The 14,077-nt window shown below is 53.2% G+C and carries 6 protein-coding genes and 1 pseudogene; 3 read left to right on the forward strand and 4 right to left on the reverse strand.

Going from position 1 to position 14,077, the window contains the following annotated elements; translation table 11 throughout:
* Positions 1-48: 48 nt before the first annotated feature.
* Positions 49-987: pseudogene (locus ACLJPQ_RS14770) on the forward strand (IS110 family transposase).
* Between the two features lie 226 nt (positions 988-1,213).
* Positions 1,214-1,750 carry a hypothetical protein gene (locus ACLJPQ_RS14775; RefSeq protein ID WP_080184829.1) on the forward strand — a complete coding sequence of 179 codons (537 nt, stop codon included), beginning with the start codon at positions 1,214-1,216 and terminating at the stop codon, positions 1,748-1,750.
* A 69-nt stretch (positions 1,751-1,819) separates the two neighbouring features.
* Here the strand turns inward: ACLJPQ_RS14775 and ACLJPQ_RS14780 are convergent, their stop codons facing one another.
* The 3 genes from ACLJPQ_RS14780 to guaB all read right to left on the reverse strand — a co-directional run bounded on the left by ACLJPQ_RS14780 (position 1,820) and on the right by guaB (position 6,403).
* Positions 1,820-3,076, reverse strand: coding sequence for a tyrosine-type recombinase/integrase (locus ACLJPQ_RS14780; RefSeq protein WP_080184828.1), 1,257 nt, complete (start codon positions 3,074-3,076; stop codon positions 1,820-1,822).
* A 213-nt stretch (positions 3,077-3,289) separates the two neighbouring features.
* Positions 3,290-4,867 carry a glutamine-hydrolyzing GMP synthase gene (guaA, locus tag ACLJPQ_RS14785; protein WP_000138296.1) on the reverse strand — a complete coding sequence of 526 codons (1,578 nt, stop codon included), beginning with the start codon at positions 4,865-4,867 and terminating at the stop codon, positions 3,290-3,292.
* A gap of 69 nt (positions 4,868-4,936) precedes the next feature.
* Positions 4,937-6,403 (reverse strand): IMP dehydrogenase, encoded by a 1,467-nt coding sequence (guaB, locus tag ACLJPQ_RS14790; RefSeq protein ID WP_000944174.1) that lies wholly within the window; start codon positions 6,401-6,403, stop codon positions 4,937-4,939.
* 160 nt (positions 6,404-6,563) lie between these two features.
* Here guaB and xseA point away from each other — a divergent pair, with 160 nt between their 5' ends.
* A complete protein-coding gene (gene xseA, locus ACLJPQ_RS14795; protein WP_080184827.1) occupies positions 6,564-7,913 on the forward strand; it encodes an exodeoxyribonuclease VII large subunit in 1,350 nt (449 codons plus the stop codon).
* Between the two features lie 161 nt (positions 7,914-8,074).
* On the opposite strand, the gene shdA is transcribed toward xseA, so the two are convergent.
* Positions 8,075-13,483 carry a fibronectin-binding autotransporter adhesin ShdA gene (gene shdA, locus ACLJPQ_RS14800; RefSeq protein WP_080184826.1) on the reverse strand — a complete coding sequence of 1,803 codons (5,409 nt, stop codon included), beginning with the start codon at positions 13,481-13,483 and terminating at the stop codon, positions 8,075-8,077.
* Positions 13,484-14,077: the final 594 nt, after the last annotated feature.

The following is a 14,077-nucleotide window of genomic DNA, read 5'->3' on the forward strand; positions in this document are numbered from 1 at the left end:
CTCCCGCTGCGGTTAACTGTACGAAATGTGCTCACCAGGAGAATCACCATGAATATCGTATTTCTGGGTATTGATCTGGCTAAAAATGTTTTTCAGCTCTGCGGGTTAAACCAGGCCGGCAAACCGGTTTATACGAAACGCACTGGCCGAAAAGAATTGCTCCAGACGCTGGCAAATATTCCTGCATGTCTGATTGGGATCGAAGCGTCCACCGGGGCATTTTACTGGCAGCGTGAGTTTGAGAAACTGGGGCACAAAGTAAAGGTCATCAGTCCTCAGTATGTAAAACCCTTTGTCCGCGGGCAAAAAAATGATGGTAATGATGCACAGGCCATCGCAGTGGCTCTGATGCAACCGACAATGCAGTTCGTGCCGCCAAAAAGCCCCGAACAGCAGGATATCCAGGCTTTACACCGGGCAAGGCAGCGTATTGTCAATCACCGTACTGCTACAGTCTGTCAAATAAGGGGGCTGTTACTTGACCGGGGGATCCCCATTGGCAGTGCTGTCTCCAGAGCTCGCCGTGCTATTCCTCTTATCCTTGAAGATGCAGAAAACGGTCTAAGTTCCCGTATGCGCAGAACAATTGCCGAACTCTATGATCTCTTTAACGATCTCGGGCGTCGGATCCATTTGATCTTTGGCACCAAAGGCGGATGACCGCGCATGACGCAGGTGATAGACCGGGAAGCGGTTCGTCAGGTCGTGAAAGAGGCGCTGAATACTGCCGGGGAGCGTGACGGGCATCTGATCGATAAACCGGATCTGAAATCAGCGATGGATTACTGGCACAACCATCTTCGCGATGCCGGGCTGACGGGCGAATACTCTTCCCATTCCCTGCGCTATGCCTGGGCACAGGACGCGATCCGGTATTATAAGGAACAGGGGCTAAGCCAGAAAGAAGCACTGGCGGTAACCTCAACGGATCTGGGCCATGGGGATGGGCGAGGACGGTATATAGAGCAGGTGTACTGTGGCAGATAATTTCTGGCGGTGACTTTCCATAATGTCATATCTAATTAAAAACATTAATGAAGTATATAAATAAAAGAGAAAATGTTAATAAATATTAATTGGCACATTTCATCAAATAAAATATATGACTGAATTTATTTATTGATGCTTTGATATTTATCATTAAGTCATTACGCCGAAAGTGTGACCGTTTTAGAGAATTAGAATGAAACATTTCTCAAACGGGAGAACAATAATGGCACTGAATTATATAAATCTAGATCATTTAACTCGTGAATACATGAAAAAAGAGTTCCAATACGATCAAGAGAAAAATGGATTTTATCTTAGTAACTTTCTTTCCGAAAATGGAAAAGAGCAATGGCCGACCCTACTTGGAGAAGCAATTGAGTATGATGACTCTTGGTTAGAAAATGAAATTATACGTAGAGGGCTTTTAGCTCAATTTTATCCACGAAGAAAACCGCGAAGCACTGAAATGATGCAAGCCAAAGTTCCGGTAACAGCAGCTCAAACTCTAGCAGAGGGTGAGTTTAATCGACTTTACGCACGGGGCTTGAGTGCAAGGGTCATTTCTGAAGGCGATGAATTTGTTGAAGTTTATAGAGCACGATATTCTGAACATCCTCGTCCTGAATCTGAAGCTATTATAGGAAAAAAAATAAACCCTAGTGCTATACTTCAGGATTTGCGCGACAACCCTGGCGTTGATACCGCCTTAGGTATTCCCCCTGGACCTAATTCTGGCATCACAATAAAAAAAGTAGAATAAATAATCTAAGATAATTACGTCACTTTTTTTTGGTAGTGGCGTAATTATTAAAATTCACATTATTTTCTGTCATGTTTCCGTAACTTTCAGCCACTCCTCATACTTACTCGGCGAAAACGGTATAAGCCTCACCAGCGTCCCGGCGATCCACCCATCAACCATATCCGCCCACTGCTGCAACATGTAAGCACGCTGCTGTGCATATTTCGCTTTGTTGTAAATTGCCCTCACCCCTTTTTGCTCATGCGCGAGGCATTTTTCTATCCAGTCTGATGGATACCCTGCCTCATGCAATAAAGTGCTGGCGGTTCGTCGCATGTCATGGACGGTAAAATGCTCCAGCGACTTCCCCTGCGACTGTGCAACTTTTACCGTCGTGGTAATAACCCCGTTGAGAGCTGCATTAGACAACGGTTTGTTGATGCTATAGCGCCCGGCAAGTAAGTAAGGACTTCCTCCAGCACACATTTGCAGCGCCACCAGCAGATCGCAAGCCTGACGGGAAAGATAGACGACATGAGGCCGTCCCCCTTTCATACGGCCTTTGGGTATGGTCCATTCATTAGTGCTGAAATTCACTTCATTCCAGGTCGCCTGAGTAAATTCACTTTTACGCACCAGCGTAAGAAAAATCAGTTTCAGGGCCAGTTTGAGCGTGGGAATGCCAGCGACGGTATCCAGCGTATTAAAGAAGATAGAAATTTCCGGCAGAGAAAGGGTTCTGTCACGAGGAAAAAATGTGGCTATCGAACTGGCCTTGATATCCTGAGCGGGATTCTTAAAGTCATGCCCCCGGTTTTTCGCGTATGTATAAACGCTACTGATAATCTCACGCGCCTGTACCGCCGTGGCATTACCGCCACGATCCACGATGCGATCGCATAGGGTTCGAACCATTGACGGCGTAATCTCCGCCATTTGCTTGTTACCCAGAAAAGGAATGATGTCCCGGTCAATAACGGCCTGCTTCATCGATCTCGTGCTGTCCGCAAGGGAGGCACGCTTCATATAGCTGACGGTAAAATTTGCGAAAGTTTCCGCATTTCTGATCTGATTTTTACCGTCACGTTTCTTCACAGCAGGCGACACGCCTGACTTGATCAGCTTTTTGGCGGCAATGAGTTGTTCACGCGCTTCAGCCAGTGAAATACCGTCAACGCCATACTGTCCAATGGTCAGGGTTTCACGACGGCCATTAATCCGATAATCGTAACGAAATGAGTGAGTTCCGGTGGGCGATACGGCTACATAGAGCCCATCACGATCGGTAACTTTGTAGATTTTTTCCTGCGGTTTAAGTCTTTTAAGCTGGATATCGGTAAGCATACGCCCTCCGGAAACACCGTCAGAATTGACTAATTACTGTATGTATTGACTAATGAGGACTGTCTACTTTTTCGACGATTACGTCAAATTTGCCGCCAGAAGCTGTGCGCTACACAGAAAACTCATCTATGCACATAAACAAAAACCCTCTGCAAAAACAGAGGGTTAAATTCACTTTTACCTGCTCATGAAAACACAGGAAGGATTATCGGCTTATTCCCACTCAATGGTAGCCGGCGGTTTACCGCTGATGTCATACACCACACGGGAAATCCCGTTGACTTCATTGATGATGCGGTTGGAAACACGACCGAGGAAGTCATACGGCAGGTGCGCCCAGTGTGCGGTCATAAAGTCGATGGTTTCGACGGCACGCAGGGAGACCACCCAATCGTACTTACGACCATCGCCCATGACGCCAACGGAACGGACCGGCAGGAAGACGGTAAACGCCTGACTGACTTTGTCGTACAGATCCGCTTTACGCAGCTCTTCAATGAAGATAGCGTCCGCGCGACGCAGCAGGTCGCAGTACTCTTTCTTCACTTCACCCAGAACACGAACGCCGAGGCCCGGCCCCGGGAACGGATGACGGTACAGCATGTCATACGGCAGGCCCAGCTCCAGACCAATCTTACGTACTTCGTCTTTGAACAGCTCTTTCAGCGGTTCAACCAGCCCCATCTTCATCTCTTTCGGCAGGCCGCCGACATTGTGGTGAGATTTGATGACGTGCGCTTTACCGGTTGCAGACGCCGCAGATTCGATAACGTCAGGGTAAATGGTGCCCTGCGCCAGCCACTTCACGTCTTCCAGTTTGAGCGCTTCTTCGTCGAACACTTCTACAAAAACACGACCGATGATCTTACGCTTGGCTTCCGGATCGTTCTCGCCAGCCAGCGCGGACAGGAAGCGCTCTTCCGCCGGTACGTGAACGATATTCAGACCAAAATGGTCGCCAAACATGTCCATCACCTGCTCGGCTTCGTTCAGGCGCAACAGGCCGTTGTCGACGAAAACACAGGTCAGATTTTTACCGATCGCGCGGTGCAGCAGCATTGCGGTGACGGAAGAATCCACGCCGCCGGAGAGACCGAGGATCACTTTATCGTCGCCTACCTGCTCGCGAATGCGTGCCACGGCGTCGTCGATAATTTTCGCCGGCGTCCACAGTGCTTCACACTGGCAGATATCACGCACAAAACGCTCCAGCATGCGCATACCCTGGCGGGTGTGAGTCACTTCCGGGTGGAACTGTACGCCGTAGAAGCGTTTTTCTTCGTTGGCCATAATGGCGAACGGGCAGCTCTCGGTGCTGGCGACGGTCACGAAGTCGGACGGAATCGCCGTCACTTTATCACCGTGGCTCATCCAGACATCAAGCAGCGGTTTGCCGTCGGCGGTCAGGGAATCTTCAATACCGCGAACCAGCGCGCTGTCGGTCAACACTTCGACCTGCGCGTAACCAAATTCACGCTCATTAGAACCTTCTACATGACCGCCAAGCTGCATCGCCATGGTCTGCATCCCGTAGCAGACGCCAAATACCGGCACGCCTGCTTCAAAGACATACTGCGGCGCGCGCGGGCTGTTTTCTTCGGTGGTGCTTTCCGGGCCGCCGGAAAGAATAATGCCGCTTGGGTTGAAGTCACGAATTTGTGCTTCTGTCACATCCCACGCCCACAGTTCGCAGTAAACACCCAGCTCACGCACGCGGCGTGCAACCAGTTGAGTGTACTGAGAACCGAAGTCCAGAATGAGGATGCGATGCTTATGAATGTTTTCCGTCATTGACGCTTATTCCGAGGCAAGTGAAACAGATTAAATAAATCGCCCGACGCGAAGGTCGGGCGAAGAAAATCAGGAGCCCAGACGGTAGTTCGGGGACTCTTTGGTGATGGTCACGTCGTGAACGTGGCTTTCCTGGATACCCGCACCGCTGATACGCACAAACTCCGCTTTAGTACGCAGTTCGTCGATGGTAGCACAACCGGTCAGCCCCATACAGGAGCGCAGGCCGCCCATCTGCTGGTGAATGATCTCTTTCAGGCGACCTTTATAGGCTACGCGGCCTTCGATACCTTCCGGCACCAGTTTGTCGGCGGCGTTGTCGCTCTGGAAGTAACGGTCGGAGGAACCTTTGGACATCGCGCCCAGCGAGCCCATGCCGCGGTAAGATTTGTACGAACGGCCCTGGTAGAGTTCGATTTCGCCCGGGGATTCTTCGGTACCGGCCAGCATAGAGCCCACCATTACCGCGCTCGCGCCTGCGGCGATGGCTTTGGCGATATCGCCGGAGAAACGGATACCGCCGTCAGCGATAACCGGAATCCCGGTGCCTTCCAGCGCTTCAACTGCGTCAGAAACAGCGGTGATTTGCGGAACGCCCACACCAGTCACGATACGGGTGGTACAGATAGAGCCAGGGCCGATACCCACTTTCACCGCGCTGCAACCGGCTTCCGCCAGTGCGCGAGCGCCTGCGCCAGTGGCGACGTTGCCGCCGATGATTTGCAGGTCAGGATATTTAGCACGGGTTTCACGGATACGTTGCAGAACACCTTCTGAATGACCGTGAGAGGAGTCGATCAGCAGGACGTCAACGCCTGCCGCCACCAGCGCGTCAACGCGCTCTTCGTTGCCCGCGCCTGCGCCGACCGCCGCGCCGACACGTAAACGGCCCTGCTCATCTTTACAGGAGTTTGGTTTACGTTCCGCTTTCTGGAAATCTTTTACGGTAATCATGCCAAGCAGATGGAAGTTATCATCAACGACCAGCGCTTTTTCTACGCGTTTTTCGTGCATTTTTGCCAGCACGACTTCACGGGCTTCGCCTTCACGAACAGTCACCAGACGCTCTTTCGGCGTCATGTAGACACTTACCGGCTGGTTCAGGTCAGTCACAAAACGCACGTCACGACCGGTGATGATACCCACCAGCTCGTTATCTTCAGTCACCACCGGATAGCCCGCAAAACCGTTACGCTCGGTCAGGGCTTTCACTTCATGCAACGTGGTGGTTGGCAGGACGGTCTGCGGGTCGGTCACTACGCCGGACTCGTGTTTCTTCACGCGGCGAACTTCTTCAGCCTGGCGCTCGATAGACATGTTCTTGTGGATAAAACCGATGCCGCCTTCCTGTGCCAGGGCAATTGCCAGGCGCGCTTCCGTCACGGTGTCCATCGCCGCAGAAAGCATAGGAATATTCAGACGAATAGTTTTCGTCAACTGCGTGCTGAGATCGGCAGTATTCGGCAAAACGGTGGAGTGAGCGGGAACAAGGAGGACGTCGTCAAACGTCAGGGCTTCTTTAGCGATACGTAGCATGGGCAATATCTCACCTGGGAGGTTAATAAATATTGCCGCGGCATTATACAGAACGTAATCGGTTGCATCTACATTTTTTTGCAAATAGTGCTTGCGATCCCCCGTGAGCAGGTTACTATCGATTGAATAACCTGCTGATTTAGAATTTGATCCCGCTCACATGTTATCCTCTCAAACTTCCTCAATTTTTACCGTAAGCCGCCTTAACCAGACGGTTCGTCTGCTGTTAGAACAGGAGATGGGACAGGTATGGATCAGCGGCGAGATTTCTAATTTCACGCAGCCTGCGTCGGGTCACTGGTACTTTACGCTCAAAGACGATACCGCTCAGGTGCGCTGTGCGATGTTCCGTAACAGCAACCGCCGGGTGACGTTCCGTCCGCAGCACGGGCAGCAGGTGCTGGTACGCGCCAATATCACGCTGTACGAGCCGCGCGGCGATTATCAAATCATCGCCGAAAGTATGCAGCCGGCTGGCGAAGGCTTGTTGCAGCAGAAGTATGAGCAGCTAAAAGCCAAACTCCATGCCGAAGGCTTGTTCGATCAGCAGCATAAACAGCCGTTGCCCTCCCCGGCCCACTGCGTGGGGGTGATCACCTCGAAAACCGGCGCGGCGCTGCACGATATTCTCCATGTGCTGAAGCGTCGTGACCCATCCCTGCCCGTTATTATCTATCCAACCGCGGTACAGGGCGACGACGCGCCGGGGCAGATCGTTCGTGCTATCGAACTGGCGAACGCGCGGGGCGAGTGTGATGTACTGATCGTCGGACGCGGCGGCGGTTCGCTGGAAGATTTGTGGAGTTTTAACGACGAACGCGTGGCGCGGGCGATTTTTGCCAGCCGCATTCCGGTAGTCAGCGCCGTCGGCCACGAAACCGACGTCACGATAGCTGATTTTGTCGCCGACCTGCGCGCGCCTACGCCATCAGCAGCGGCAGAAATTGTCAGCCGCAACCAGCAGGAGTTGTTGCGCCAGATTCAATCCGCCCAGCAGCGTCTGGGCATGGCGATGGACTACTACCTCGCCAACCGTAGCCGTCGTTTCATGCAGATTTTTCACCGTCTGCAACAGCAACATCCGCAACTGCGTCTGGCCCGTCAGCAAACCGCCCTGGAACGTCTACGCCAACGGATGGGATTTGCGCTTGAGGCCAGGATTAAGCAGGCCACTCAGCGCCAACAGCGCGTAAGTCAACGCCTGAGCCAGCAAAATCCGCAGCCGCGCATTCACCGCGCGCAGTCGCGCATCCAACAGCTGGAATATCGTCTGACGGAGAATATCCGCTCACGGTTAAGCGAACAGCGCGAGCGTTTCGGCAACGCGGTCACGCATCTGGAGGCGGTCAGCCCGTTAGCCACGCTGGCGCGCGGCTATACGGTTTCGACGACAACGAACGGCAAGGTGCTGAAAAAGATCAAACAGGTCAAAGCAGGCGATATTATGACTACGCGACTGGAGGACGGCTGGCTTGAAAGTGAAGTCAAATCCGTCACGCCGGGCACGTAATCCAACGCTCCCCCACCCTTTGCAGCGCGATGTTGGGTTTCGACTTCGCCTCAGCCAACCTACGCGCCACGTCGGATAAGGTGTAACCACAATCCGACGATCAACCGGTTTGTCATTCGCCTCAAAACCGGGCAGGGAACGCCCGCCCGGTTTTGTCTAGCTTACCAGTTATAGCGCAGATTGAGGCTACCGTTCAGATCGCCAAAGTCATTGCTGCCAGTCTGCCCGGCAACCTGAGCGCGAACGCTCCACTGCTTATCGATATCTGCCTGCAGACCCACTTTCAGCTCCGCACGGTTAGCCGGAAGATCCTGTTTCACCGTGGCATCATCAAACGATACCGACACATCATCGCTGGTGTGCAGCCAGTTAGCTTCAGCAAACGGCTGGATAACCGTACGGCTGCCTTTGTACAGCTTGCCGTCAACACGCAGACCCAGGCGCGTTGTCCAACTGTCGCCATCCTGACCATCGATCCGGGTGCCGTAGTTATCTTTCACGCTATCCGCTGAGTAATTCTGCCAGACAACCTGCGCCTGCGGCGTCAGACTGACAGTATTGCCGTTGCTAAGCGCAATATCGTAGCGATAACCGGTTTCCAGCGAGACAGCGTTAGCGGTTGAATCATAAGATTCAGATCCCGCATCACCGCTCTCTACGCTGTTGTTGTAGAAACCGTATTGATACCAGCTATCGACATACGCGCCGCTATGCGTTTGGGCATCGGCAAACCAGGTGGCATAGACACCGAGGTTGTAGCCGTCTACGTTGGCGCTACTGGTGAACTGGCTACCGTCTGCGCCACGGTTACCGGTGCTGTCGGTATCGGCGTTGATGTAGCTCGCCATGACGCCAACGGTAACGCTCTGCTGGCCGTTACCCCAGGCCAGAATGTCGCCGCCTAACTGGAACTGGGAGTAGTTGCTGTCCATATCGATATTGCCGCTGACAGCCTCGGATTCCGCTTTACCCGCTTTGAAGCGCGCCCATACGCTGCCATCGGCATTACGATACTGGCTGCCCTCGCGGTCATAGAGGGTCTGCATTTGCAGGTTGCGCGCCATCCACTGGTTGCCCATGTACGCGCCGATATCCGCACGGTACTGCGGTGCGACATCGCCGCCATCGTCCGGAGGCGTGACATCGCCGCCGTCGCCGCCGTCGTCCGGAGGCGTGACATTACCGCCATCGCCGCCGTCGTCCGGAGGCGTGACATTACCGCCATCGTCACCGCCATCCGAAGGCGTGTCATCACCGCCGCTGTCGTCATCATCAGACTGTGCTTTTGACGCCAGATACCAGTCGTTGTCACTTTCATTCCAGTACAGACGGTAGGTATAGAGACCGGCGTTAACCTCATTTTTTAGCTCAAACGCATCGCTGGTCGATACGCCGCCAACATCCACCACTTCGATACCGTTAGTGGTCTGTGCTCCATCGCCGATGCCGTTGATGTACAGATCGGTGGTGCCGGAGGCATCGCCGGTAATCACCAACTTATCGGTCGCCGAATCATCGTCGCCCAGGACGGTATTCAGGTAAAGCGAGCCGCCGTTGCCGGTGTAATTGCCATCAACATAAAGCGTATTGCCAGGCGTGCTGGAGCTGCTACCGCTGGTCATTGTCCCCATGTTGATCAGATCGCCATTGAGGGTGAAGATGGCGCCTGTTTCCTCGCTGTCGCCAAAGACCAGCGTCCCTTCGTTGGTCACCTTACCGTTAACGGTCGTACCGTTGCTGCCGCCGAAGGTCGCCCCGGAGGCGACGTTCACCGCCTGCTGGCTGCCCACTTCGCCAATCGTACCGTCTCCGGCCAGCCACAGCGTGCCTTCCTGTACGTTGGTATCGCCGCTATAGGTGTTCGCGCCGCTCAGCGTCAATTTACCCGCGCCCAGTTTGGTCAGCGATTTACCGTCCCAATCGCCGTTGCCGGTTTTATCGCCCAGTACGCTGGTGACTTCAAAACTGTCGCCTGCGCCCAGAGTAAACGTGCCGTGTGCTGGCGTCGCTGACGTGGCGGTCGCATTCCAGCTCAGCCCTTCGGTAAGCAGATATTCTGACGCATCTTCAGGATTGATTGTCCCGGTTACGGTCAGATAGTCCGGCTGGTCAGTGAGGTTCATCGTCAGGCTGGTAAAGTCGCCGCTGATATCGCTGTCCATATCCATCAGTTTAAAGGACTGGAACTCCGCGTCGGAGGCGCGCACTTGCAGGCTGGCGTCGCTGACGACCAAATCGCCGCCAAGCGTGGCGCTGCCGCCGGTGATCAGCGGTTGCACTGAGTCACTATTCAGCTCAACGTTCAGCGTACTGCCATCTTGCTGAATTAACGCACTGTCGCCGAGATCCAACGAGGTGCCGAGCGCCAGTTGGGTCGTCGCGCCGCTATGAGTGGTGATGCCGCCCACCGCGCTGACTTCACCGTCTGCGTCCAGCACCAGCGTGGCGTTATTGTCTACCAGACCGGTGCCCAGCGCCGTCGTACTGGCGGCGACCAGCGTACCCTCATTGATGGTGGTGCCGCCGCTGTAGTCGTTGTCGCCGGAGAGGATCAGCGTGCCTGCGCCTTCTTTGGTCAGCGATTTACCGTCCCATCTGCTACCCGGATCCAGCGTGTCATCAACGTCTGTCAGTGTAGCCGCAACGTTAAAGCTGCCGTCAGGGTCGCTCAGGGTAAAGGTGCCGTGGGCGTCGGTAGTGGCGTTGTCTCTGTCCGCATACCAGGAAAGGGAGGCCGTCAGGTCATAGTTGGTGTTGTCCGTTTCATCGACTTTTCCGTCGATAGTCAGGAAGTCAACATCTTCGCGGTTCATCCCTGCAATGGTCAGATCGTCGAAATCGCTCGTAATGGCGCTGTCGCTGTCAATCAGCGTGTAGGTGTATGCCTCAGGCGTCCAACTGTCCGTAACGCTGCCGATGCCGGTAACATTCAGAGTGCCGCCCAGCGTGACGCTGTCGGCGGTAATGGCGCTTTCACCGTTGGCCTTACTGAGGTCAATATTCAGCGTACTATCGGCTTGCTGAGTCAGCGAGTCGACGTTGAGCGTCGTACCTTTGGCCAGCTCAGTCGTTGCTCCAGACTGGGTCGTGACATTTGCAAGGTTGAATTCGCCCTCCGCTTCCAGCTTCAGCGTACCACTGTTGTCGATATCGCCGCTGCCCAGCGCGTTGACGTTGGCGGCAATCAGCGTGCCGTCAGAGATAGTGGTGCCGCCGGAGTAACTGTTATCGCCGCTTAACGTCAGCTCGCCCGTACCGGTTTTCACCAGCGAGCCGCTGCCGGAAAGCGTATTTTCCAGCTCGCCCTCGCCCACCTGAAGTACGCCGCTGTTGTCGATATCGCCGCTGCCCAGCGAATCCGCATGGTCAGCCGTCAGCGTACCGCCGGAAATAGTGGTGCCGCCGGAGTAATTGTTATCGCCGGTCACGATCAGCTCATCGCTACCGCTTTTGACAATTTGGCCCTCGCCGGTCACGTTGTTATCCAGCGTTCCCTGGCTCAGCGCAAGCGTTGCGTTTTCTGCAATCGTCACATCGCCAGTGCCGAGCGAGGCGGCGTCTTTGGCGGCCAGAATGCCGCCGACAATTTCAGTGTCGCCGTAGTCGTTGCCGGTGTTGCTGAGGATCAGCGTGCCGTCGCCTTGTTTGGTTAGCTTGCTGCCGTTCCAGTTGGAGTTAGCCGTGGTTTCGTCCAGTTCGCTGGTGACGGTAAAGGTACTGTCTGCATCAACGGTAAAAGTGCCATGCGCAGCGCGCGCAGAATTTGCGCCCGCGTACCAACTCAAGCCCGTAGACAACTCGTAGTTGGTATTATCATTCGCATCAACGCCCGCGTTGATCGTAAGGTAATCCGGTATAGCGGAGGTGTCGGCATCCAGCGTTACGCTGTCAAAATCGGTAGTGATCGCGGTTTGCGAATCAATCAGCGTGACCGATCCAAAGTGTTCGTCGGTTTCGGGCGCGACAAAGGTGGCCGTTGAGCTAAGGTTCAGCGTCCCGCCCAGCGTGACGTTGGCGGCTTTGATAATTGGCGAGCTGTTGGCGGTATCCAACGTCGCGTTTATCTGGCTGTCATCCTGCAAAGTCAGGGTATTGTCCACCGTCAGTAGCGTACCTGTCGAACCGCTCGCGTTGCCCAGCGTAATGCCGCCGTCGTTGGTCAGATTGCCGATGATTGACGGGTCGGTCATGTTCCACAGGCTGGTGTCGTCGAGCGTCAATGAACTGTTCAGGCCGTTGACGCTCCCTTGCAGTGAGGATTTTTCGGCCAGCGACAAGGCCGATACTGTGCTCCCCGTCTCAATGTTGCCATTCAGCGTTGTGTTTTTGGCCTCTACGGTTGCCGCATTATCCAGTTTAATAGCCGTTGGGCCGGTCAATGTGCTGTCGGTTAATGTAATGGGCGTTTCTATCACCGTGTTTTTATCAACGTGCAGCGCGGCGGCGTTGTCTGAGGTCACGTCCGCATTTTCGACCGTCAGCCCGGAGATATTGCTGTAAAAACTGCTGCCTCCCGTGGTCATCAAAATGCCATCGCCTTTGGCTCCGACGGTGGCGCCATTAATTTTGACGGAAGATCTCGCGCTTTTAATGCCTATATCTTCGGAGGTGATGACCATCAAACTTTTTTTGCCGGAAATATTCACCGTTGAGGCGTTAGCGGCCTCAATGGCGGCGCCTTTGGCATTATCGTGCGTGACGGTAGAGTTCGTAATATCAAGAACGCCCTTGTTGGACGCAATAACAGTACTGTCTGTACCCGTGGAACTAACTGCACTACCGTCCACCTCCAGCCAGGAGTTGTATGTCGTATCGCCAACCACACGCACCTGGCCGTTTGTCAGCGTGATTGTGCTGCCGCCCTCAATTCTCAGCGTACTTCCTTCTTGCGATGTTAAGTCACTGGTATTTTCCGTTGTCGCCTTAACCTCAGTCCCTATCAAGGTTGCTTTTGACTCGCCATTGAGCGTCAGGACACCATAGTTCCCCCCGATCTGGATGATTCCCCCCGTTAGTGTCATGCTACTTTGTTCTTTGAGATCGATGCCGGCAGTGTAGATTCCTGTCGTAGTGATTTGTGCGTCGGTAAGGTTAAGCGTCGCCCCTTTGTTAAGCGAAACCGCCGTGCCGATCGCACGAGTACTACCTGAGAGGATGTCTCCACCGCCGTCTGTTTCAATCACAACATCCGTGCCTGTACCCGACGTTGCCTGCCAGCCCCCCTTATCCGTTGGCAGACCTTCCAGAGACAGTGCTGTACCCTGGCCGGTACCTGAATAAGAGATTGGAGACGTTTCTGTGCTCAGGTCATGCTTGGTTCCGTCAATGTAGGACACTTGATTGTCGGCCATGGCCAGCGGGCTGAAAAATCCGAGCGCCGCAGCCACGGCGCAAGCCAGCACATTGCGCGTTGCTTTTATTATTTGTCCATATTCGGACTTTTTATTTGGGGAATGGGTTTCACTCGCGCATACTTGCGCTTTAACTTTGCTGTGGCCTCGCGCCAGTTCTGAAGCCACAACATACATATTTCGCACGGCGCTCCAGACAATACTGTAGGTCCTGTTCAATTTTTAAATTTCCTTTTAATAACGTTCACGAAGCAAACTGGATTTTGATTGGCTGTAAATAGCTTTTAAATGGTGTATATAAATGAGATAAATAATAAATGATAAAAATATGGTTTTATGAATGATTGCAATCACCTGTAACAATATATTATCAAAGCCAAATTATTAACCAATTTCAAGGCCTATTTCAATATCGGGTCAACTTTTGATTAATTTATAATTGATATAAATATATCCATCTCTTTTATATATATTTATATTGTGAATATCATTTAATGATTTCATATATTGAGATAAATAGATGCGTGAGGCAAAAAGGGGTAATTATCATGCGACACCTGGCGTTGTTTTAAATATACTCGTCATACTTCAAGTTGCATGTGCTGCGGCTGCGTTCCCTCACCCCAGTCACTTACTTTAGTAAGCTTCCGGGGATTCGCTCGCTTGCCGCCTTCCTGCAACTCGAATTATTTAGAGTATATAGGTAGCGCCAGACGCGTAATACGTTACTCCACACACGTCGCATAACCTGCTGTGCTTGTCGGCTTAATGGCGCAGTTTTGTTGCCTGGTATTCTCATCCACGCCGCAATAC

It is taken from the genome of Salmonella sp. SAL04213, assembly GCF_046550535.1.
GTDB classification, from domain to species: Bacteria; Pseudomonadota; Gammaproteobacteria; order Enterobacterales; family Enterobacteriaceae; genus Salmonella; species Salmonella enterica.

Excerpts from the sequence above, each read along its gene's own strand:
- ACLJPQ_RS14775 (WP_080184829.1), top strand. The coding sequence starts at position 1,214 with ATGGCACTGAATTATATAAATCTAGATCATTTAACTCGTGAATACATG.
- ACLJPQ_RS14780 (WP_080184828.1), bottom strand. The coding sequence starts at position 3,076 with ATGCTTACCGATATCCAGCTTAAAAGACTTAAACCGCAGGAAAAAATC.
- guaA (WP_000138296.1), bottom strand. The coding sequence starts at position 4,867 with ATGACGGAAAACATTCATAAGCATCGCATCCTCATTCTGGACTTCGGT.
- guaB (WP_000944174.1), bottom strand. The coding sequence starts at position 6,403 with ATGCTACGTATCGCTAAAGAAGCCCTGACGTTTGACGACGTCCTCCTT.
- xseA (WP_080184827.1), top strand. The coding sequence starts at position 6,564 with ATGTTATCCTCTCAAACTTCCTCAATTTTTACCGTAAGCCGCCTTAAC.